The sequence below is a fragment of the Corynebacterium phocae genome, assembly GCF_008693075.1.
Classification (GTDB): Bacteria; Actinomycetota; Actinomycetes; order Mycobacteriales; family Mycobacteriaceae; genus Corynebacterium; species Corynebacterium phocae.
The window spans coordinates 39,207-58,769 of sequence record NZ_VXKJ01000048.1 but is presented as its reverse complement, the minus strand read 5'-3'; the positions used below and the strand labels follow the sequence as shown (position 1 = coordinate 58,769).

26 protein-coding genes are annotated in these 19,563 nt (G+C 56.2%); 18 read left to right on the top strand and 8 right to left on the bottom strand.

The annotated features are described in order from the left end of the window. Positions 1 to 229: 229 nt before the first annotated feature. The 5 genes from rpsL to F4V58_RS10045 all read left to right on the top strand — a co-directional run bounded on the left by rpsL (position 230) and on the right by F4V58_RS10045 (position 6,255). On the top strand, positions 230 to 601 hold the full coding sequence (gene rpsL, locus F4V58_RS10065; RefSeq protein WP_018017465.1) for a 30S ribosomal protein S12: 372 nt from the start codon (positions 230 to 232) through the stop codon (positions 599 to 601). Positions 602 to 607: 6 nt separating this feature from the next. Further along, positions 608 to 1,075 (top strand): 30S ribosomal protein S7, encoded by a 468-nt coding sequence (rpsG, locus tag F4V58_RS10060; RefSeq protein WP_075735649.1) that lies wholly within the window; start codon positions 608 to 610, stop codon positions 1,073 to 1,075. A 392-nt stretch (positions 1,076 to 1,467) separates the two neighbouring features. Continuing rightward, positions 1,468 to 3,597, top strand: coding sequence for an elongation factor G (gene fusA / locus F4V58_RS10055; RefSeq protein ID WP_075735647.1), 2,130 nt, complete (start codon positions 1,468 to 1,470; stop codon positions 3,595 to 3,597). A 397-nt stretch (positions 3,598 to 3,994) separates the two neighbouring features. Continuing rightward, the gene (tuf, locus tag F4V58_RS10050; RefSeq protein WP_075735645.1) at positions 3,995 to 5,185 is read left to right on the top strand and encodes an elongation factor Tu; all 1,191 of its coding nucleotides are present in this window, start codon (positions 3,995 to 3,997) and stop codon (positions 5,183 to 5,185) included. A 218-nt stretch (positions 5,186 to 5,403) separates the two neighbouring features. After that, positions 5,404 to 6,255 (top strand): hypothetical protein, encoded by an 852-nt coding sequence (locus tag F4V58_RS10045; RefSeq protein ID WP_075735643.1) that lies wholly within the window; start codon positions 5,404 to 5,406, stop codon positions 6,253 to 6,255. A 17-nt stretch (positions 6,256 to 6,272) separates the two neighbouring features. Here F4V58_RS10045 and F4V58_RS10040 read toward each other — a convergent pair whose 3' ends face one another. Genes F4V58_RS10040 through F4V58_RS10015 form a run of 6 tightly spaced genes read right to left on the bottom strand, consistent with a single transcriptional unit; the run spans position 6,273 to position 9,699 of the window. Further along, entirely contained in the window at positions 6,273 to 6,830 is a 558-nt protein-coding gene (locus tag F4V58_RS10040) for an Asp23/Gls24 family envelope stress response protein (protein ID WP_075735641.1), read from the bottom strand. Then, positions 6,823 to 7,395 carry a DUF6286 domain-containing protein gene (locus F4V58_RS10035; RefSeq protein ID WP_150385791.1) on the bottom strand — a complete coding sequence of 191 codons (573 nt, stop codon included), beginning with the start codon at positions 7,393 to 7,395 and terminating at the stop codon, positions 6,823 to 6,825. The genes F4V58_RS10040 and F4V58_RS10035 overlap by 8 nt, the downstream gene beginning before the upstream one ends. Positions 7,396 to 7,397: 2 nt before the next feature. Continuing rightward, the gene (locus tag F4V58_RS10030) at positions 7,398 to 8,606 is read right to left on the bottom strand and encodes a hypothetical protein (protein WP_075735637.1); all 1,209 of its coding nucleotides are present in this window, start codon (positions 8,604 to 8,606) and stop codon (positions 7,398 to 7,400) included. Positions 8,607 to 8,617: 11 nt separating this feature from the next. Then, positions 8,618 to 8,809: a hypothetical protein gene (locus tag F4V58_RS10025; RefSeq protein WP_075735635.1), complete on the bottom strand. Its 192-nt coding sequence runs from the start codon at positions 8,807 to 8,809 to the stop codon at positions 8,618 to 8,620. A 44-nt stretch (positions 8,810 to 8,853) separates the two neighbouring features. Continuing rightward, entirely contained in the window at positions 8,854 to 9,165 is a 312-nt protein-coding gene (locus F4V58_RS10020) for a hypothetical protein (RefSeq protein WP_075735633.1), read from the bottom strand. 18 nt (positions 9,166 to 9,183) lie between these two features. Next, the gene (locus tag F4V58_RS10015; protein WP_075735631.1) at positions 9,184 to 9,699 is read right to left on the bottom strand and encodes an Asp23/Gls24 family envelope stress response protein; all 516 of its coding nucleotides are present in this window, start codon (positions 9,697 to 9,699) and stop codon (positions 9,184 to 9,186) included. A gap of 1,146 nt (positions 9,700 to 10,845) precedes the next feature. Between F4V58_RS10015 and rpsJ the strand changes: the two genes are divergently transcribed. The 12 genes from rpsJ to F4V58_RS09955 all read left to right on the top strand — a co-directional run bounded on the left by rpsJ (position 10,846) and on the right by F4V58_RS09955 (position 16,624). Further along, positions 10,846 to 11,151 (top strand): 30S ribosomal protein S10, encoded by a 306-nt coding sequence (gene rpsJ / locus F4V58_RS10010; RefSeq protein WP_003848085.1) that lies wholly within the window; start codon positions 10,846 to 10,848, stop codon positions 11,149 to 11,151. 45 nt (positions 11,152 to 11,196) lie between these two features. After that, positions 11,197 to 11,853: a 50S ribosomal protein L3 gene (gene rplC, locus F4V58_RS10005; RefSeq protein ID WP_075735629.1), complete on the top strand. Its 657-nt coding sequence runs from the start codon at positions 11,197 to 11,199 to the stop codon at positions 11,851 to 11,853. Continuing rightward, positions 11,850 to 12,509: a 50S ribosomal protein L4 gene (rplD, locus tag F4V58_RS10000; protein WP_075735627.1), complete on the top strand. Its 660-nt coding sequence runs from the start codon at positions 11,850 to 11,852 to the stop codon at positions 12,507 to 12,509. Before rplC ends, rplD begins: the two co-directional genes overlap by 4 nt. Further along, the gene (gene rplW / locus F4V58_RS09995) at positions 12,502 to 12,804 is read left to right on the top strand and encodes a 50S ribosomal protein L23 (RefSeq protein ID WP_075735625.1); all 303 of its coding nucleotides are present in this window, start codon (positions 12,502 to 12,504) and stop codon (positions 12,802 to 12,804) included. The genes rplD and rplW overlap by 8 nt, the downstream gene beginning before the upstream one ends. A gap of 24 nt (positions 12,805 to 12,828) precedes the next feature. Beyond that, a complete protein-coding gene (gene rplB, locus F4V58_RS09990) occupies positions 12,829 to 13,665 on the top strand; it encodes a 50S ribosomal protein L2 (RefSeq protein WP_075735623.1) in 837 nt (278 codons plus the stop codon). Between the two features lie 13 nt (positions 13,666 to 13,678). Next, positions 13,679 to 13,957 (top strand): 30S ribosomal protein S19, encoded by a 279-nt coding sequence (rpsS, locus tag F4V58_RS09985; RefSeq protein ID WP_075735621.1) that lies wholly within the window; start codon positions 13,679 to 13,681, stop codon positions 13,955 to 13,957. A 3-nt stretch (positions 13,958 to 13,960) separates the two neighbouring features. Further along, positions 13,961 to 14,323 carry a 50S ribosomal protein L22 gene (gene rplV / locus F4V58_RS09980; RefSeq protein WP_075735619.1) on the top strand — a complete coding sequence of 121 codons (363 nt, stop codon included), beginning with the start codon at positions 13,961 to 13,963 and terminating at the stop codon, positions 14,321 to 14,323. Beyond that, positions 14,323 to 15,072, top strand: coding sequence for a 30S ribosomal protein S3 (gene rpsC / locus F4V58_RS09975; protein ID WP_075735617.1), 750 nt, complete (start codon positions 14,323 to 14,325; stop codon positions 15,070 to 15,072). The genes rplV and rpsC overlap by 1 nt, the downstream gene beginning before the upstream one ends. A gap of 3 nt (positions 15,073 to 15,075) precedes the next feature. After that, complete coding sequence (rplP, locus tag F4V58_RS09970) at positions 15,076 to 15,492, top strand: 50S ribosomal protein L16 (protein WP_075735615.1); 417 nt, start codon at positions 15,076 to 15,078, stop codon at positions 15,490 to 15,492. Next, positions 15,492 to 15,722 carry a 50S ribosomal protein L29 gene (gene rpmC / locus F4V58_RS09965; RefSeq protein ID WP_075735613.1) on the top strand — a complete coding sequence of 77 codons (231 nt, stop codon included), beginning with the start codon at positions 15,492 to 15,494 and terminating at the stop codon, positions 15,720 to 15,722. Before rplP ends, rpmC begins: the two co-directional genes overlap by 1 nt. A 2-nt stretch (positions 15,723 to 15,724) precedes the next feature. Then, positions 15,725 to 16,009, top strand: a complete 285-nt coding sequence (rpsQ, locus tag F4V58_RS09960; protein ID WP_075735611.1) for a 30S ribosomal protein S17 — start codon at positions 15,725 to 15,727, stop codon at positions 16,007 to 16,009. A gap of 165 nt (positions 16,010 to 16,174) precedes the next feature. Beyond that, positions 16,175 to 16,624 (top strand): Panacea domain-containing protein, encoded by a 450-nt coding sequence (locus tag F4V58_RS09955; RefSeq protein WP_075735609.1) that lies wholly within the window; start codon positions 16,175 to 16,177, stop codon positions 16,622 to 16,624. 222 nt (positions 16,625 to 16,846) lie between these two features. Here the strand turns inward: F4V58_RS09955 and F4V58_RS09950 are convergent, their stop codons facing one another. After that, the gene (locus F4V58_RS09950; RefSeq protein WP_150385790.1) at positions 16,847 to 17,218 is read right to left on the bottom strand and encodes a hypothetical protein; all 372 of its coding nucleotides are present in this window, start codon (positions 17,216 to 17,218) and stop codon (positions 16,847 to 16,849) included. A gap of 220 nt (positions 17,219 to 17,438) precedes the next feature. Here F4V58_RS09950 and F4V58_RS09945 point away from each other — a divergent pair, with 220 nt between their 5' ends. Further along, entirely contained in the window at positions 17,439 to 18,296 is an 858-nt protein-coding gene (locus F4V58_RS09945) for a trypsin-like serine protease (RefSeq protein WP_075735605.1), read from the top strand. 310 nt (positions 18,297 to 18,606) lie between these two features. Here the strand turns inward: F4V58_RS09945 and F4V58_RS09940 are convergent, their stop codons facing one another. Next, positions 18,607 to 19,353, bottom strand: a complete 747-nt coding sequence (locus F4V58_RS09940) for a chymotrypsin family serine protease (RefSeq protein WP_150385789.1) — start codon at positions 19,351 to 19,353, stop codon at positions 18,607 to 18,609. Positions 19,354 to 19,563 lie beyond the last annotated feature (210 nt).

Genomic DNA, 19,563 nt, shown 5'->3' with positions numbered 1-19,563 from the left:
GTCGGAACTTTCGCTTTTAGTTAGTTCTTCAAAGTTCAAAGCATCACGGTCGTGGCCCCGGAAAAGAGCCCCTATTTTCGTATGTATAGGGAACCTAACTAGCCGGAGTTATCTACGCGTGGTGCACGGGCACAAAGATACCAATAAACAGATATCTGTCATCAACTCTGGGAGTTCTAAACCCCCAAGGGGTTGAGAAGCCAATTGTCAAAAGATAGAAAGACGGTTCATGCCAACTATTCAGCAGCTGGTCCGTAAGGGCCGCCATGATAAGCGCACCAAGGTTGCCACTGCGGCACTGAAGGGTTCGCCTCAGCGTCGTGGCGTGTGCACCCGCGTGTACACCACCACTCCTAAGAAGCCTAACTCCGCTCTGCGTAAGGTTGCTCGTGTGCGCCTTACCTCCGGTATTGAGGTTTCCGCCTACATCCCAGGTGAGGGCCACAACCTCCAGGAGCACTCCATGGTGCTCGTTCGCGGCGGTCGTGTGAAAGACCTTCCTGGTGTACGTTACAAGATCATCCGTGGCGCACTGGATACCCAGGGCGTCAAAGACCGTAAGCAGGCTCGTTCCCGCTACGGCGCAAAGAAGGGACAGTAATAAACAATGCGTAAGAATGCTGCTCCAAAGCGTCCTGTAGTCAAGGACCCGGTATACAACTCCGAGCAGGTAACCATGCTCGTTAACAAGGTTCTGCAGGACGGTAAGAAGTCCGTTGCAGAGCGTATCGTCTACGGCGCTCTTGAGGCTTGCCGTGAGAAGACCGGTACTGATCCCGTAGGTACCCTCGAAAAGGCTCTGGGCAACATCCGCCCTGACCTTGAGGTTCGCTCCCGCCGTGTGGGTGGCGCTACCTACCAGGTTCCAGTTGAGGTTCGCCCTGAGCGCGCCAACACCCTGGCTCTGCGTTGGTTGGTCACCTTCACCCGTCAGCGTCGTGAGAACACCATGATCGATCGCCTAGCGAACGAGATCTTGGATGCCTCCAACGGCCTTGGTGCTTCCGTGAAGCGCCGTGAAGACACCCACAAGATGGCAGAGGCCAACCGCGCCTTCGCTCACTACCGCTGGTAATTCACACTTGTCTATGCCTTACGACCCGAGTTATTTCAGTAGCCACGCAGGCGCCTTTGGCGAAAGTGGACAGGCGCGCCTTGCGTGCCGCTCCGCGCGTGGTTTCGCCTTGCTCGGGTCATAAGCATAGGACGGTGCTAGTGTCCTGAGAAGCGCTAGCGCAATAAAGTAAAAAATCCTCGAAGTGCCATATTTTTTAACGGTGTGATATTGCACCTAAAAAGGCTGCTAGGCAGGAAAATATCCGGTGACAGCGTGAAGATTTCGCGGTTCTCGGGCTGCTTAAGCCGCCAGTTAGTGGCACAATTAGACAAACATATTCACCGTTTAGGAAAATGGCGCTCTAGGTCACTTTTTCTTAGACATACAAACAACGAAGTTGGGGTAAAACCGTGGCACAAGAAGTGCTTAAGGACCTAAACAAGGTTCGCAACATCGGCATCATGGCTCACATCGATGCCGGTAAGACCACCGCCACCGAGCGTATTCTCTTCTACACCGGTATTAACCGCAAAGTAGGCGAGACCCACGACGGTGCTTCCACCACTGACTGGATGGAGCAGGAGAAGGAGCGCGGTATTACCATTACCTCCGCTGCTGTTACCTGTTTCTGGAAGAACAACCAGATCAACATCATCGACACCCCGGGCCACGTTGACTTTACCGTTGAGGTAGAGCGCTCCCTGCGTGTCCTGGACGGCGCTGTTGCCGTGTTCGACGGCAAAGAAGGCGTTGAGCCTCAGTCGGAGCAGGTGTGGCGTCAGGCTGCCAAGTACGACGTTCCCCGTATCTGCTTTGTCAACAAGATGGACAAACTCGGCGCGGACTTCTACTACACCGTGCAGACCATCATCGACCGCCTGGGTGCAAAGCCACTCGTTATGCAGCTGCCTATTGGCGCTGAGGATGACTTTGACGGCGTTGTTGACCTTCTGGAAATGAAGGCCATTACGTGGCGCGGCAAGGTGGAAACCGGTGCTGAGCCAACCATCGAAGAAATTCCTGCTGACCTTAAAGACAAGGCAGAAGAGTACCGCGAGAAGCTGCTGGAAACCGTCGCAGAATCTGACGACGAGTTGATGGAGAAGTTCTTCGGTGGCGAAGAGCTCACCCTCGAAGAAATCAAGGGCGCTATCCGCAAGCTGACCATCGCCTCTGAGGTCTACCCAGTGCTCTGCGGTACCGCTTACCGCAACAAGGGTATCCAGCCACTGCTGGACGCCGTTATTGACTACTTGCCAACTCCGCTGGACATCGGTGAGGTCACCGGCCACGCTGTGGGCAACGAGGATGAAGAGATTACCCGTAAGCCTTCGGTTAACTCTCCTTTCTCCGCACTCGCCTTCAAGATTGCAGCTCACCCATTCTTCGGTCAGCTCAACTTCGTTCGCGTGTACTCCGGTCAGGTTCTGCCTGGTACCGAGGTTCTTAACTCCACCAAGGGCAAGAAAGAGCGTATTGGTAAGCTCTTCCAGATGCACGCCAACAAGGAAAACCCTGTTGAGCAGGCAGACGCCGGCAACATCTACGCAGTTATCGGCCTGAAAGAGACCACGACCGGTGACACCCTCTGCGACAAGAATGACCCAATCATCCTCGAGTCCATGGACTTCCCGGATCCGGTTATCAAGGTCTCCATTGAGCCTAAGACCAAGGCTGACCAGGAGAAGCTGGGTACCGCTATCCAGAAGCTCGCTGCTGAGGACCCAACCTTCACCGTTGAGCTGGATGATGAAACCGGCCAGACCGTCATCGGCGGCATGGGCGAGCTCCACCTCGACGTGCTGGTTGACCGCATGAAGCGTGAGTTCAAGGTGGAAGCCAACATTGGTAACCCACAGGTTGCTTACCGCGAAACCATCCGCAAGACTGTGCAGTCCTTGGACTACACGCACAAGAAGCAGACTGGTGGTTCCGGTCAGTTCGCAAAGGTTATCGTCACTATCGAGCCTTACAACCCGGATCCAGAGACCTTGGAAGAGGGCGAGTCCCCAACCTACAAGTTCGAAAATGCCGTCACCGGTGGCCGTATTCCTCGCGAGTACATCCCGTCCGTTGACGCCGGCATCAAGGACGCAATGCAGTACGGCTACCTTGCTGGCTTCCCGCTGGTAAACATCAAGGCCACCCTGGAAGACGGCGCTTACCACGACGTTGACTCCTCTGAAATGGCCTTCAAGCTCGCCGGTTCCCAGGTCCTGAAGGAAGCTGTTGCCAAGGCAAAGCCAGTCCTTCTTGAGCCAGTCATGGCCGTTGAGGTTGTCACGCCTGAGGAGTACATGGGCACCGTTAACGGTGACATCAGCTCCCGTCGTGGCCAGGTTTACGCCATGGAAGACCGTTCCGGTGCCAAGGTTGTCAAGGCTAAGGTTCCACTATCCGAGATGTTCGGCTACATTGGTGACCTACGGTCTAGCACCGCTGGCCGTGCAAACTTCTCGATGGTATTCGACTCTTACGCTGAGGTTCCTGCCTCCGTATCGGCTGCCGTTATTGAAGAGCGCACGGGCGTTAAGTCCTAATAGCTTCTTGTAAGCACCGCTAGCCTGGCCCTCCGGGGCCGGGTGAGTGTACTCCCGCCAGTGGGTACTTTGGTGCTTGCGTGGGGTAGCGGTCGAGCTTGTTTGGCCCGCTTTAGCGGGTCTGACCAGCCGGCCGTTACCCTCAGCGGATCCCATTGAAGATTCATGTCGGATTCATGTGTTGGGGTACGGCCGCACTAACATGCGCGGAGTTACCACCTATCATGATGGCGGTTTGAAAAAACCTTGGCTAGATTCTAGGATCATGTAACTGGCACGTAAAGAAAGCGTCATTTGCGCTTCGGGTGACAACCTCGGTTGTAGCTCAAGTGCCAATGACAATCAGAAATAACCGGCCACATCTTGTGGCCGCCACAAAAGTCTAGGAGGACACACAGTGGCAAAGGAGAAGTTCGAACGTACGAAGCCGCATGTTAACATCGGCACCATCGGGCACGTCGACCACGGCAAGACCACCACTACCGCAGCAATCACCAAGGTACTTTCTGACAAGTACCCTGAGGAGAACACCGCTTTCGCTTTCGACATGATCGATAAGGCTCCTGAGGAGAAGGAGCGCGGTATTACCATCAACATCTCCCACGTTGAGTACTCCACCCCTAAGCGCCACTACGCACACGTAGACGCTCCGGGCCACGCCGACTACATCAAGAACATGATTACCGGTGCTGCTCAGATGGACGGCGCTATCTTGGTTGTTGCTGCAACCGATGGCCCCATGCCTCAGACCCGTGAGCACGTTCTTCTGGCTCGCCAGGTTGGCGTTCCTTACATCCTCGTTGCACTGAACAAGTGCGACATGGTTGATGATGAGGAAATCATCGAGCTCGTTGAGATGGAAATCCGCGAACTGCTGGGCGACCAGGACTACGACGAAGACGCTCCAATCATCCACATCTCCGCTCTGAAGGCACTTGAGGGCGACGAGAAGTGGGTTGAGGGCATCGTTGAGCTCATGGAAGCTTGTGATGAGTCCATCCCTGATCCTGAGCGCGAGATGGAAAAGCCATTCTTGATGCCTATCGAGGACATCTTCACCATTACCGGCCGTGGCACCGTTGTTACCGGTCGTGTAGAGCGTGGCACCCTGAAGGTCAACGAGGACGTCGAGATCATCGGCATCCGCGAGAAGTCCACCACCACCACCGTTACCGGTATCGAAATGTTCCGCAAGATGATGGACTACACCGAAGCTGGCGACAACTGTGGTCTGCTTCTTCGTGGCACCAAGCGTGAGGACGTTGAGCGTGGCCAGGTTGTTATCAAGCCAGGCGCTTACACCCCTCACACCAAGTTCGAGGGCTCCGTATACGTTCTGAAGAAGGAAGAGGGCGGCCGCCACACCCCATTCCAGAACGACTACCGCCCACAGTTCTACTTCCGTACCACCGACGTTACCGGCGTCATCACCTTGCCTGAGGGCACCGAGATGGTTATGCCTGGCGACAACGTTGAGATGAAGGTTGAGCTCATCCAGCCAGTCGCAATGGATGAGGGTCTGCGTTTCGCTATCCGCGAAGGCTCCCGCACCGTTGGCGCTGGCCGCGTCACCAAGATTGTAGAGTAATTCCTGCAGTCACCGGTCTAGCGCTTAGGCGCTAGCCCACGACCCGAAAGCCGCCCCGGCCTCCTTGGAGGAACGGGGCGGCTTTTGCTATTGTTCCGCCCCCGCCCCAGGTCCGTTCGGCGACAAGAGTGACCCGCTCTGCGCGCTTGTTGCGGGTAGACGGGGCCGCACGCCCCCTGTGAACCCCGGATTCGCGCCAAAAGGCTAAGGTATGAGCCGTGAAAGATCCAACGCGAATAGACAAAGTAATTGCCAGCCTCCGCGCCGCGTGGGAAGGACAACCTGACTTACCCCTGGCCACTTTGCTAGGAGTTGTTTCCAACGCCGGGATAGGGTGGGGGAGTTCTGATGAGCAGCTGGTTGAGGTTCTCGAGGAACTGGCCTCGGTTCACCCGCCGCTGTTCCCTATCCCTGGCGCGCAGGCCGGCACCTTCCCGGTTGGGGCCGCCGCCAGCGCCGCTGCTTCGACTGCCCCCACTGCGGGAAACCGCGGCGCATCGGTTTCCTTTGGTACCTGGCTGGTGGAAACCACAGACCAGGGCCGCGGAGTACACACCAGCGCGGTGCTAGACGCCAAGCATATCGTGGTTCACACCGTGCCGCTCCAGCGCGCTGGTGGCCGCGGCCCCGCCGCGCGGGAGGCCACGCAGCCAGTGGTGTGGGAGTACGGCCGTATTAGGCGCACGGGTCCTGCACGGCCCTTCGTGGTGGCCGATAGTGACGGCTTCGAGCACAGGATGGGTGTAGTCAAGCAAATCTCCGCCCTTCAGCCCACTACCCTGGACGTTGAGCACCTCAATGGGCTTCATCAAGGCCACCTCCACGGGTACGCCTATGCCGTGCGTACTGAGTCGGCCACGGTGGTGGTGGGCAAGCGGATACACGTTTATGAAAAGCTCCGCCGGGAGCTCAAGCGGGACACTCTTTCTTGGTCGCGTATTCGCAGTTGCACGCCGGGCGACGATCTGGTGGTTGAGCTGTCTGCCGGTGGAACCGCCTGCCTGGGTGCTGTGCAGGATATCTTCATAGCAAAGGCGCCCATCCGCCGGGTGGACGGAATGGGCGCCTAGGAAGCTCTGCGCAGGTTTTACTGCGTCAAGCGGTCGTACTGAACCTCGTAGACCGTATGCAGCTTGGAGGCCGGGAAAGCGGCCCTAAAGTCGCTCTCAGTGGCATCCACAATGCGGGTTAGCTCTGACAGTGGCGTCTCTGCTTTTGCAAGCACAGAGACCGTCAGCTGCGGATCCTTGCGGTCGTGGGCAAGCTTGCGGCTAGCCTCAACCACGTAAGGGTTATCCTCTAGGGAGTTGACCATAGCCTCGGTGATGGGGTTCATGTGCATGACAATGGAACCGTCATCAGTGGAGGCGTCCGAGTCAACCTTGTTAATCCGGCGCATGTGCAGGTTAGCCCAGATGAGCCCGAGGGCAATCAACGCGGCTACGCCTGCGCCAATGCCCAGCGCCCAAACCCACCATTCTTGCTCTGGGGCTGCAGCCCATTGGTCATGGTCAATCCAGCGTGCCAGATGCTCAGCAAAATCGACGCCAAAGTACACCAGGATGGGCCACAAGCCGAGGGCAATGAGTACCAAGCCCAGGATGAAAAATATCGTCCGGTCTAAACCGGCAACTGCTCTAGACATTGTTTCCAACCCCCTGGATTTGTTCGGTCTTCACGTTCACCCGCGGAGGGCGGGCAAGGTGGCTGAGTTCTGCGCTGACGGCCTGCGAAACGCGCTCTGCCAGACCGGAGTCACCGACATCACCATTAACCGTTACCGTCACAACATTGTTCTTTGACGTGCTGTGCGCGGAAGCGACACCGGGAACGTTGCGCGCAATAGCGGAGCTACGTCGCGCTACGTCCACGTGGCGGATCCAGGTGGAAGGACCGTTGTCGTGGCTAACGCTAACGTGGGTGCTGCGCCGGGGCTTAAAGGCCAAGAAAAGGCAGATAAGCCCAACAACGATTGCCCCAGCGGCGGCGTAGAGCATCCAATCTTCTAGACCTGGCTTGCTCATTACGTCAACTGCTGGCTGCGTCCAGGACTGCTGTTCCGGTGCTGCCAGAATCCGCCATACCTCACGGCCGGCCACGAAGGCCAGACCAAGAAGGATGAGGCCTAAGATTACGGTGGCCCAACGAACAGCGGGGGAGGCCTTTGGTTCTTGGCCGTAGTGAGCGTTTGTTTGTGGAGACTTCGCCACGGCTATCGACCTGCCCTTCGTAGTTGTTCTGCATTTGCGGGGATAACCTCAATTGAACGCAACGGCGTGGGTTCCGGAACCGGCACGTGCCGGACAGGAGCCGAAGGCGCAATGGAGATCTCGCGCAAAGGCTTGGAATTAACCGTTACCTGCTTCAGACGGCCCTTGCGGGGTGCCTGTACGCTACGCGGCTGGGTATCTGGGGTGACAACACGGCGAAGCGGCTTTTGCGCCGGGGCTTCAACAACGCGTGGTTCTACCTCCGGTGCTTCTACCTCGCGCAGGTTTACGCCTTCGCGGGTGGTGGGCTTCCAAACGTTGGCCTTGTTGTAGTTAACCTCTACCAGCTGACGCTCCTTCGGAGCTTCAGGTTTGACAACCTCCACGGATTCGCGGACCGAAACCGCAGCGAGCTCCCGGGTGGCAGGTGCAGAGATTGACCGCACTTGTGGTTCCTTGGGTTCAGGAACCTCCACGAGGTTGGCGCTGTCAGCAGTGACAATCTCCGTGAGCTGTGGCGGTTCAGGAACCGGAATAGACTGCACGGACTTCTCACTTGGTGTGGAAATGCTGCGGACCTTGGGATCATCGAGGAGCTCAACGTTGCGGATTTCGACGCCCCGGGTAGTAACAGGTTGACGGATGTCGGATTCCCTAGAGATAGGCTTCCTAGCGCTAATTGGCCTGCGTTCTTCAATCGCTGCGGCAGTGACACGGGTACCAGGCTCCGCATGGCCAACAACAACGTTGGCGCGGGTGGTCTTGTAACCGGTATACGCGGTGACGGTCTCCGCAATCGCCCGACGTGCCTCTTCAGCAACGCGGGTGACAGGCGAAGGCCACACGACAGCGATGGCAGCCTCCACGACAGCAACCTTCCTGATCGGATCAAGTTGGGCCACTACGCGGGGGAACCCCCGGCCACCCAGGCCAGCCAGCTTGGAATCAACCGGTATCACGCCGGGGATAGTCAGCAGCTGCTGACCAATGACAGCCTCCACGCCCTTGGCGGGGAAGATGTCTTGATTCCTTGCGGGGTGGTTGTCCTGCTTGGCAGCCTCCGTTGCCGTCGGTTGTAGGCTGTCTTTGCCCGGAGTGTCCGGGGTCTCGACAGCTACGATGACGTCAGCGGGCTTGGAATCTAAACTTATGTTTTCGCCCTTACCAGAATTAGCCGCTGCAGCTCCTTTGGAAACTTTTGATTTTTCCATTGAGCCGCGACCTATCCTTGGCCTTTGCCAACAAGGTTGGTGCCAATTTCCTTCAGATTGATGCGGCCATCAAAATGGGCACCAATCAGACCACCGACGGTCGCGAATACGACGCACAAGACCGCCAGTTCCCAGCAGCCAGTAATGACGACCCATGCCAGGATAAGACCTGCCAGGACGCCAAGAGACGTAAAGTTTTTCATGACTATTCTTAGTCTTTCTCTTAAAAATGCGGGGGTGTGGCTGATTAAGCCGCGTCAGCGAAGACGACGTTCACCCTGGTCAAGTCGCGGCATTGTGCGAAAGCGGTGGAGCGGATCTTCTCTGCCAGTTCCTTGAGATCAGGAGAGGCGTTGAAGTCGACAACGATGTGCGCTGCAATCTGGGTGTCGTCCTTGGGGCTTAGGAACCTAAGACCGCGAACACGTTCACCTGGGAACAAAAGCGCAATCTCGCCGTGATCCCCTCCGAAGAGGGAATGCACGCCGGGAAGAGCTGCCAAAGCTTCCGCCAATTGCTTCGCTGTGGCCGCTGAAAGCTCAAATCGAGCTGAAGCCATTGTTATCTTGCCTTGGCTTTAGTTCTGGATAAGGGCGGGCTGCTCGTTGTCAGACTCGTCCTCATCCTCGGAAGGAAGCTTAACGTCATGAACGGTTACGTCAACGCTGGAGACGTCAAGGCCGGTCATGCGCTCAACGGAGTTCATGATGTTGCGGCGGATTGCCTCAGCCAGCTCGTGGATTGCCACGCCGTACTCAGCGATGATGGCAACGGAGATGTTGGCAACGCCTTCGTTGACGTCAACAGACACGCCCTGGCGAACGTCCTCAGATGCACCAAGGGACTCGCGGATGTTGCCAACCAGGCGAGCTCCGCCGCCGCCCAGTGCGGCCACGCCGGAAACCTCACGCGCAGCGATGCCGGCGATCTTGGAAACAACGGTGTTTTCGATGGTGGTGGTGCCGTACTCGGTCTCGAGGTTCTCGTTCACGCGACGGGTGTTCTCGACGTCAGTGTTGACGTCCTTCTTGTCAACAGCAACGTCTTTGGAAGCGGTTGCTGGGGTGTTCTGGGACTTGTTGTTCTCAGCCATTTTTAATCCTTTTCACTTGGAGATACTTTGCGTACCTAGCGTTTGGGCGAAACCCGCCGGGTGGCGAGCTTTCAATTCCAAAACCGGTACGAACGTTGCCTAGCATATACAGCTTCCTAAACCGGCGCTAAGGATTTTTTTGATTGATACCAATTAGTTACCTACCGCCGAATGTCCTCGTCTCAACCCTGCAGCGATTAATCGCAGGTTGTGGGCAAAAACCGGCTGGTAGGGCAGGTGGCCCTGGGCACCAATAGGCCGTGTCCCAAAACCAGGTCGTGGGCCCGGCTAACCGCCTTGTAAGCCGAACAGTGTCTCCGGCAAGGCCCCGCGGAGGGGGTGCGGTTGTGCTTAACCTCGGCGATCGTAGAAACGTGCTGCAGAAAATCCTCTGCAATTATGTGCCCGGGTGCAAGGCCTGGCCGCAGGAATCCGCTGTCGGTGTTGCTGGTGGGGTTTTGGGTGCCGGGTGGGTGTGTACGGGGATAGCAGAGTGGTGTGCACGGGGACAGCAGAGTGTGGAAGCAAGGCGGCCGGGTTTTGGGGGAGGAGAGTTTGGGTGCAACTGGGCCGGCGCGGGCTAGGTGCGGAGGACGGTTTGCGAAACTGTTCTTAACGTGCTTAAATATGAGGGTTGCTTTAACAGGGCAACGCTAATTGACGGGCCTTGACGGCTCCGGATATGAGCGTTTGCGCTGGTGAGGTAAACATGACGCCTTCGCGTTGAGGAGGGCACCGTGCCAAGTTAATTGGCCGGAGCACACTCGCAACAGAAGGTTCATCGCCCGGGTAAGACTCGCGTTTAGTAGAAGTAAACCCCGGACGTTGAAACCAGAGAAGGGCATGGCAAATAAACAGCGGCAGTATATGACTTGGTTGTTCCCCCACGGAGAACATCCTTATTCCTATCATCTCAAAGGTGCTTTTGTAGCTTTGTGGCCAACGGACAGTCACTTGACTGAACGGTTGCTGGTTATTGCCAGCGCGCTTTGATGGTCATCGTGATAAGAAAATCAACCACTGGCGTTGAGCTGGGCCCTAAACCTGGACAACGTTATAGAGAAAATCGAGAAGCGTAGTTCCCACCGCTTTACGCCCCGGATACGCCGGGAATGTAAAAGTGGGGAGACGAGGAAGAGGATAAGCGTGGCGGGACAAAAAATCCGCATTCGGCTGAAGGCCTATGACCACGAGGCGATTGACGCTTCTGCAAAGAAGATCGTTGAGACCGTAACCCGTACGGGTGCTCGTGTTGTTGGCCCGGTGCCGCTACCAACTGAGAAGAACGTATACGCCGTTATTCGTTCTCCGCACAAGTACAAGGACTCGCGTGAGCATTTTGAAATGCGTACGCACAAGCGCCTTATTGACATTCTCGACCCAACCCCGAAGACCGTTGACGCTCTCATGCGTATCGATCTTCCGGCCAGCGTTGACGTCAACATTCAGTAAGCGTCCAACAGACCTTAAATACTTAACTTTAGTGGAGAACTAACAATGAGTGAAAACGAGATCAAGGGCATTCTGGGCAAAAAGCTCGGTATGACCCAGGTCTTCGACGAGGACAACCGCGTAGTACCGGTTACCGTCGTTGAAGCCGGGCCATGCGTAGTTACCCAGATTCGCACCGCAGAAACCGATGGCTACAACGCCATCCAGATCGCCTTTGGCGATATTGACCCACGTAAGGCCAACAAGCCTGCGTCCGGTCACTTCAAGAAGGCTGGCGTGACCCCACGCCGCCACGTCGCTGAAATCCGCATGGAAGACACCTCCGCATACGAGGTAGGCCAGGAAGTTAAGGCTGACATCTTCGAAGGCATCACCTTCGTTGACGTCACCGGCACCTCCAAGGGCCATGGTTATGCTGGCGCCATGAAGCGCCACGGCTTCGCCGGCCAGGGTGCTTCCCACGGTAACCAGGCAGCCCACCGCCGCGTTGGTGGCATCGGCGCCTGTGCAACCCCAGCACGTGTCTTCAAGGGCAAGCGCATGGCTGGCCGTATGGGCCAGGACCGCGTTACCACGCAGAACCTGAAGATCCAGAAAATCGATGTCGAGTCCAACTTGCTGCTCATCAAGGGTGCTATCCCTGGTTCACGCGGCGGACTTGTCACCGTTAAGACCGCAGTGAAGGGCGGTGCACACGCATGAGTAACCTCAAGCTAGATGTCCTGACCGCTGAAGGCAAGACCAACGGCTCTGTAGAGCTGCCTGCTGAAATCTTTGACACCGAAGCCTCCGTAGCGTTGCTTCACCAGGTTGTCACTGCTCAGCTTGCCGCTAAGCGTCAGGGTACTCACAAGACCAAGACCCGCGCAGAGGTGCGTGGCGGTGGCCGCAAGCCATTCCGTCAGAAGGGCACTGGCCGCGCACGTCAGGGCTCCATCCGCGCGCCTCACTACGCAGGTGGCGGTATTTCGCACGGACCAGTTCCGCGCGATTACTCCCAGCGCACTCCAAAGCGCATGATCAAGGCAGCCCTTTTCGGCGCTCTGTCTGACCGTGCCCGCGGTGAGCGTATCCACGTAATCGAAGAGTTGGTTCCTGGCCAAACTCCCTCGACTAAGTCTGCAAAGGCTTTCTTCGAGCGCATCACCGACAACAAGAAGGTTCTTTTTGTTGTAGGCCGCGAGGACCTCAACTCCCGTCGCAGCGCCAACAACCTGCCTGGCGTCCACATCCTGGACGCTGGTCAGCTCAACACCTACGACGTCCTCAATGCTGATGACATCGTGTTCTCTGTTGAGGCTCTGCACACCTTCATCTCCCGCGCAACCGCCGCGGACAAGGAGGACAACAATGGCTAAGATCGCAAACCCACGCGACATCATTCTCGCACCTGTGGTCTCTGAGAAGTCCTACGGCCTCATGGAACAAAACACCTACACGTTCTATGTAGCAACTGACTCCAACAAGACCCAGATCAAGGATGCCATCGAGCAGATCTTCGGCGTCAAGGTAGACTCCGTTAACACCGCCAACCGTGCAGGTAAGCGCAAGCGCACCCGTGCTGGTTACGGTCAACGTAAGTCCACCAAACGCGCTTATGTGACTCTGCGTGAAGGCAGCGACGCAATCGACATTTTCGGCGCAGGCGCGTAGGAAAGGTCGAGGTAAGGAAAAACTATGGCTATTCGTAAGTACAAGCCGACAACCCCAGGTCGCCGCCAGAGCTCCGTTTCCATGTTCGAGGAGATCACTCGCTCGACTCCGGAAAAGTCTCTGCTGCGCCCACTGTCTAAGACTGGTGGCCGTAACAACTACGGCCGCATCACCACCCGCCACATCGGCGGTGGCCACAAGCGCCGTTACCGTCTGATCGACTTCCGTCGTCACGACAAAGACGGTATCCCGGCCAAGGTCGCTCACATTGAGTACGACCCAAACCGTACCGCTAACATCGCCCTGCTGCACTACGCAGATGGTGAGAAGCGCTACATCGTGGCTCCTAAGAACCTGAAGCAGGGTCAGCTTGTTGAAGCTGGCGCTAACGCAGATATCAAGGTTGGCAACAACCTGCCACTGCGCAACATCCCAACCGGTACCACCATCCACGCTGTGGAGCTCAAGCCAGGTGCAGGCGCTAAGCTTGCCCGTTCCGCTGGTGCTTCCATCCAGTTGCTGGGTAAAGAAGGCAACTACGCAATCCTGCGTATGCCATCTACCGAAATCCGTCGCGTTGACATCCGTTGCCGCGCTACCGTGGGTGAGGTTGGCAACGCTGACCAGATGAACATCCGCTGGGGCAAGGCCGGCCGTATGCGCTGGAAGGGCGTTCGCCCGACCGTTCGTGGTGTTGTAATGAACCCGGTTGACCACCCACACGGTGGTGGTGAAGGTAAGACTTCTGGTGGCCGCCATCCTGTGTCCCCTTGGGGCAAGAAGGAAGGTCGCACCCGCAACCCGAACCGTTATTCCAACAACATGATCGTGCGCCGTCGTCGCCCGAACAAGAAGCGCTAAGAGGAGGTAGAAAATGCCACGCAGCCTAAAGAAGGGCCCGTTTGTAGATGAGCACCTCCTCAACAAGGTAGATGCTCAAAACGAGGCCGGCACCAAGAAGGTCATTAAGACCTGGTCACGCCGCTCCACCATTTTGCCCGACTTCATCGGACACACTTTCGCCGTTCACAACGGTATGAAGCACATTCCGGTATTCATCGATGACTCGATGGTCGGCCACAAGCTGGGCGAGTTCGCACCAACCAAGACCTTTAAGGGTCACATCAAGGACGACAAGAAGGGACGTCGATAAGCGATGAGTGACACCATCACCTCCGCATCCGCAACGGCTCGCTTCGTCCGTGTAACCCCGATGAAGGCACGCCGCGTCATCGATTTGGTTCGCGGTAAGTCCGTAGCCGAAGCGCTAGCAATCCTCAAGTACGCACCCCAGGGTGCTGCTGAGCCCGTAGCTAAGGTTGTAGCTTCCGCTGCAGCTAACGCTGAAAATAACTTTGGCCTGGATCCGCGCACCCTGGTCATCTCCGAGGCATACGCCAACGAGGGCCCAACCATGCGTCGCTTCCAGCCTCGTGCACAGGGCCGTGCATTCTTGATTCGCAAGCGCACCAGCCACATCACCGTGGTTGTCGAAAGCCAGAAGGAAGGGGCCAAGTAATGGGCCAGAAAATCCATCCTCACGGCCTCCGTCTGGGTATCTCCACTGACTGGAAGACTCACTGGTTCGCCGAGAAGGAATACGCAAACTACGTAGCTGAAGACATCAAAATCCGCGAGTTCCTCGAGAAGAACCTCGAGCGGGCTGGCATTGCCGATGTCGTCATTGAGCGCACCCGCGACCGCGTCCGCGTGGACATTCACACCGCCCGCCCGGGTATTGTGATTGGCCGCCGTGGCGCTGAGGCTGACCGCATCCGCCGCGAGCTGGAAAAGCTCACCGGCAAGATGGTTGCCCTTAACATTCTTGAGGTCAAGCAGGTTGACGCCAACGCAACTCTGGTTGCACAGTCTATCGCTGAGCAGCTTGTTAACCGCGTGGCTTTCCGCCGCGCAATGCGCAAGGCCATCCAGTCTGCAATGCGCCAGCCGCAGGTCAAGGGTATCAAGGTACTCCTGTCCGGTCGTCTGGGCGGCGCTGAGATGTCCCGCACCGAGCGCTACCACGAAGGTCGCGTTCCGCTGCATACCCTACGCGCAGAGATCGATTACGGCACCGCAGAAGCCCACACCACCTTTGGCCGTATTGGCATCAAGGTGTGGATCTACAAGGGTGACGTCATCGGTGGCGTGCGTGAGTCCGATTTGAACGCTCCGGCAGCCGGCCGTGGCCGCGGCAACGACCGTGGTGGTCGTCCGCGCCGTGGTGGCCAGCGCCGGCAGCGCGCACAGCAGAAGCAGGAGGGCTAATCCATGCTGATTCCTAAGCGCGTCAAGTACCGTCGCCAACACCGCCCAACCCGTAGCGGTGTCGCCAAAGGCGGTACCCGCATCAACTTCGGTGACTACGCAATCCAGGCTCTTGAGCCTGCGTACATCACCAACCGTCAGATTGAGTCTGCACGTATTGCCATCAACCGCCACGTCAAGCGTGGTGGCAAGGTGTGGATCAACATCTTCCCGGACCGTCCGTTGACCCAGAAGCCTCTTGGCGTTCGTATGGGTTCCGGTAAGGGCCCAGTCGAGAAGTGGGTTGCCAACGTTAAACCTGGCCGCGTCCTCTTCGAGATGTCCTACCCGAACGAAGCAACCGCAATTGAAGCCCTGCGCCGCGCAGGCCAGAAATTGCCTTGTAAGGTCCGCATCATCAAGAAGGAGGACCAGTTCTAATGGCACTAGGTACCCCTGCACACGAGTTCCGTGAGCTCGACAACGCTGAGCTGGAGACCCGCCTGAAGGACGCGAAGGAAGAGCTTTTCAACCTTCGTTTCCAAAAGGCCACCGGCCAGTTGACCAACAACCAGCGTATCGGCACTGTTAAGCGCGACATCGCCCGCATCTACACCGTTCTTCGTGAGCGCGAGCTGGGTCTGTCCGCCGTTCCGGGAGCTGAGGCTTAATCATGAGTGAGGCAAACGTGAACAAATCAACCAAAGAGCGCGGTGCTCGTAAAACTCGCACCGGCATTGTGGTTTCCGACAAGATGAACAAGACCATTGTCGTCGAACTCGAAGACCGCAAGAAGCACGCACTTTACAGCAAGATCATGCGCTCTAACTCCAAAGTTAAGGCACATGACGAGGACGAGATTGCCGGCATCGGCGACACCGTCCGTATCGCCGAGACCCGCCCGCTGTCCAAGGACAAGCACTTCCGTCTCGTCGAGATCGTTGAAAAGGCTAAGTAAGCCGATTTAACAGTCAACGAACACCTTGGCCCCCACAGGATTTATTTCCTGGCGGGGGCCATTGGCGTGGGGCAGTTGCCGTAACTGCCCTGGGAGCTATCCCGACGATCTTCACAACTGGGGCGGTGTGATGTAGAGTCTCAGCTAACACAAGGGGGATTGAATATGAAAACTTTTACAGCTCGCGAAATAGCCGAGTGGTTCGTGTCCTGGGCAGAGGAAATGGAGGACGCGGACCTAACTCCGCTAAAGCTTCAAAAACTGCTCTACTACGCCAAGGGCGCGTTTCTGCGCGCCTCCGGTGGAGTTCCACTGTTCTCGGACCGCATGGAAGCTTGGGCGCACGGCCCCGTGGTTGTCGAACTCTATCATCAGCTCAAGGGGTGTGGCCGAAATGCCATCGATCCGGATACCTTTGTCTCCGACGAATTCTGCTGGGACGATTTCCGCGACGTTGAGGAAGTCCTTATAGAGACCTGGCAGAAGTACGGTCCATACTCCGCTTGGGCTTTGCGCAACAAAACTCATACCGAAAGCCCATGGCTGAAGAATTTCAACGCGGACGAAAGAGCCATTGAAATCTCCGACGCAGATCTCAAGGAGTATTTCTGCTAAGCCATAGCAAAAAAATCACGGCGACGGGGCTCGCGGCCGACTCCAGTTAAACAATCCGAACCGGACGCCCGCGTCGTCGATTTAGCGGCGTCTGCGGAAGCCTTTCCTTTGCTCTCGACTAGGTTTCTCCGGGAAAAATGGGGTTTCACCAAAATGGATGATTCTATGCGGGCGGAGTTTCTGACAAAGTGGCACAAGCGGTCGATGCTAACCTGGAAAGAGCTAAAGAGCCACAAAAAGCACGGATTGGGATATGAGGATTTGAGTGAAAAGTGTTTTGCCGTGCAGGTGCCCCCTCAATTCCAGGGAACCAAAAAATTCCGCGTATTTAGACATAAGGGCAACTTGCCGTTCGTCGGAGTTCAGCAGGGTGCTGTTTTTCACGTTGTCTGGATTGAGACGAAGTACGGCGAGCTCTACAAGCACTAATCCAAACGATTTCTTAAACTTTGTTACAAGGGCTTTGAGATAGTGTCCCGTAAAATCCTCCCAACCAACCTCGCCGTAGTAACCCTCGACTGGCTCATGCACCACGCCCACCACAACGAAACCAGCGGCGAATCCATCAGGCGTCAACAAGCCCAAAACGGACAAGGAGTCACCCTCATGACATAAACCATCACATAAACTAAAACAACTAAATAAATTCAGCCATCACCAACGCCAGTAGTGCGCAAAAATACATGACGCTACACGCGCAAAATTAGATGGCGCTTGACAACAGACATCCGTTTGTCCTTGATATACGATATTAAGAAGATGGATAAGGAAAGCGCAAAACGCACCCTTACCACGGAAAACAAGGAGGAACTAAATGTTCAAGAAAATCGTAGGAACTGTTATGGCTGGAGCGCTACTGTGTAGCCCTACCTCAGCTATCGCACAAGAAACTCAGGCTGCCCCTGATGCTGGATCTGTTCGTGACGTGATGTCTTCAGAGATTTTGCGTAATGGCGAAAAGACAGTTGTTAATCAGGGTGATAGAATCCAGTCGGGTTCTGGTGAAGCATGTACCATTGGGTACATCGACAAAAACGTGGCCTATACCGCTGCGCACTGCTTCGATAGGCGCAAGGACAACAAGGCCTATAACGAGGCGCTACAGTTCCTCGGAGAGGTCGTAGTGCATCCAGACTACGACCCTAATGGAAACGGCAATGACCTCGCTGTCATTAAGCTGGCGGACACTGTAACTGCCGGTAGCAATGGCCTGTCGGGCAACATCTACCTAGGAGGAGTATATCCTGGAGACAGTGTGTGTTCCTATGGAGTGACCACAGGTAAGTCGACTTGTGGCAAGGTCATCAAGGTTGATGACAGTGCCGGTGGATACTACACCGATGCACCTGCTCAGCGCGGGGACTCTGGCGGTCCAGCATGGATTCCAGGCAAAGGGTTCATTGGTGTCGTCACTTTGTCTGTTACTGGAGGAAACAGGCCTGGAAGCTTCGTCACTTCGATTAAGAAGCCATGGAAATCTACAGTACCCAATGAGCGCGTAAAGGGCTACTACGGTGGCGCTGGTGAGGCTGCTGGAGACTCTCTGTTCAAAAGAAGTAGCGACAGTGGCATTGATGGAGGCTTCATCAACTTCTTGCTGATGATTTACCGCGTCTTCTCAGCCCCGTTCTTCTTCCTCTATGATGCGATTAACCTGGCTGTAAAGTCTTAGTTGCTCATGGATCATCCCCGCTCATGTGGGGAGGGCCGGACTACTTCTTCACTCAACCGGCGGTAATCAGGATCATCCCCGCTCATGTGGGGAGGGCCCCGCCGGTCACGTCACCGGAGAGGAACTGAAGGGATCATCCCCGCTCGTGCGGGGAGGGCCCACCACCAAAGGAGAATAAAAGACATGAAAGTCACCGTAATATCTAAGTGGAGATCAACATCATCCTCTCTCCGAAAAATCTCTTTCAAGACATAAAAAGAGAAGCACCCCATATCCTTGCAAGGACATAGGGTGCCGACAGGAGGAAAATCTATCCTAGAGCGCGGGTGCTTTCGATGGTGAAGAACTGAACCCGGCGGTCTCCTCCGAAAATGTTCTGGTATCCGCCGTGGATGATTCCTACGAAGCCCTTACCAGGAACCCAAGCAGGACCACCCGAGTCGCCAGGACCGAAGACAGTTTGATGAGCTGATACAAGGAAGGGATTACCCTCTCGGTTGTTGATGACGCGAGAGCAGCTTACTCTACGGCTGTGCGCTCCTACTGCACACACTTCATCGCCTGGAGCGATTTGGTCATTGTTGAGCGGACGAAGGTTACCAGAGAACTTGTTTTCTCCTGGGGTGACGTTAGGGCTTAGCTCGATGTAAGCGACATCGTAATCATTGATGCTCTTCCCATGAGAAAGGGGGCTGTGTCGGATGACACCTACCATCTGGTTGGAGACAGTGGTGGCAGTAGAACCATCTCGACCACAGTGACGTGCTGTATAGGCGCGCCGGGTGCTGTGATCAATCCATCCTACAGTACAAGTTCCTTGGCCAGGGAAGTTGATGCGGTCTCCTTGATGAAGAACTACATTTCCAGTCTGAGGTGCTGGTGCAGAAGACACCCTAATGGTGGGGATGAACTTGGAGACCTCACTGATTAGTGAGTTCGAAGACATCTGTGCAGTAGATGACAACTGATCTACTGGATTGGCGGTAGCAGGGACAGGGGCTGTGGTGACGGCAAGTGCCGCGAGCGCAATAAGGCTCTTTTTCATTTTCTTAAACATACTTACGATGTTATCACGGGGTTTTCTAGAAAAAAGTAAACATTTTTAGTTTGCGCTGGGATCATCCCCGCTCGTGCGGGGAGGGCCGCCTGGGCCTGATGGTTCCGCGCCCTGCTGCGGGATCATCCCCGCTCGTGCGGGGAGGGCGGCGCGGTGAAACCATACGTGCGCTACAACCCGGGATCATCCCCGCTCGTGCGGGGAGGGCCG

What these genes read in the sequence shown, in the direction of transcription:
- rpsG (WP_075735649.1), top strand. Translation starts at nt 608, where the DNA reads ATGCGTAAGAATGCTGCTCCAAAGCGTCCTGTAGTCAAGGACCCGGTA.
- F4V58_RS10030 (WP_075735637.1), bottom strand. Translation starts at nt 8,606, where the DNA reads ATGGAAAAATCAAAAGTTTCCAAAGGAGCTGCAGCGGCTAATTCTGGT.
- rpsL (WP_018017465.1), top strand. Translation starts at nt 230, where the DNA reads ATGCCAACTATTCAGCAGCTGGTCCGTAAGGGCCGCCATGATAAGCGC.
- rplD (WP_075735627.1), top strand. Translation starts at nt 11,850, where the DNA reads ATGAGTAACCTCAAGCTAGATGTCCTGACCGCTGAAGGCAAGACCAAC.
- F4V58_RS10025 (WP_075735635.1), bottom strand. Translation starts at nt 8,809, where the DNA reads ATGAAAAACTTTACGTCTCTTGGCGTCCTGGCAGGTCTTATCCTGGCA.
- rplB (WP_075735623.1), top strand. Translation starts at nt 12,829, where the DNA reads ATGGCTATTCGTAAGTACAAGCCGACAACCCCAGGTCGCCGCCAGAGC.
- F4V58_RS09945 (WP_075735605.1), top strand. Translation starts at nt 17,439, where the DNA reads ATGTTCAAGAAAATCGTAGGAACTGTTATGGCTGGAGCGCTACTGTGT.
- rpmC (WP_075735613.1), top strand. Translation starts at nt 15,492, where the DNA reads ATGGCACTAGGTACCCCTGCACACGAGTTCCGTGAGCTCGACAACGCT.
- F4V58_RS10040 (WP_075735641.1), bottom strand. Translation starts at nt 6,830, where the DNA reads ATGTCTAGAGCAGTTGCCGGTTTAGACCGGACGATATTTTTCATCCTG.
- rpsQ (WP_075735611.1), top strand. Translation starts at nt 15,725, where the DNA reads ATGAGTGAGGCAAACGTGAACAAATCAACCAAAGAGCGCGGTGCTCGT.
- rplC (WP_075735629.1), top strand. Translation starts at nt 11,197, where the DNA reads ATGAGTGAAAACGAGATCAAGGGCATTCTGGGCAAAAAGCTCGGTATG.
- rplP (WP_075735615.1), top strand. Translation starts at nt 15,076, where the DNA reads ATGCTGATTCCTAAGCGCGTCAAGTACCGTCGCCAACACCGCCCAACC.
- rplV (WP_075735619.1), top strand. Translation starts at nt 13,961, where the DNA reads ATGAGTGACACCATCACCTCCGCATCCGCAACGGCTCGCTTCGTCCGT.
- rpsC (WP_075735617.1), top strand. Translation starts at nt 14,323, where the DNA reads ATGGGCCAGAAAATCCATCCTCACGGCCTCCGTCTGGGTATCTCCACT.
- rpsS (WP_075735621.1), top strand. Translation starts at nt 13,679, where the DNA reads ATGCCACGCAGCCTAAAGAAGGGCCCGTTTGTAGATGAGCACCTCCTC.
- F4V58_RS10020 (WP_075735633.1), bottom strand. Translation starts at nt 9,165, where the DNA reads ATGGCTTCAGCTCGATTTGAGCTTTCAGCGGCCACAGCGAAGCAATTG.
- F4V58_RS09955 (WP_075735609.1), top strand. Translation starts at nt 16,175, where the DNA reads ATGAAAACTTTTACAGCTCGCGAAATAGCCGAGTGGTTCGTGTCCTGG.
- F4V58_RS09940 (WP_150385789.1), bottom strand. Translation starts at nt 19,353, where the DNA reads ATGTTTAAGAAAATGAAAAAGAGCCTTATTGCGCTCGCGGCACTTGCC.
- rplW (WP_075735625.1), top strand. Translation starts at nt 12,502, where the DNA reads ATGGCTAAGATCGCAAACCCACGCGACATCATTCTCGCACCTGTGGTC.
- F4V58_RS10015 (WP_075735631.1), bottom strand. Translation starts at nt 9,699, where the DNA reads ATGGCTGAGAACAACAAGTCCCAGAACACCCCAGCAACCGCTTCCAAA.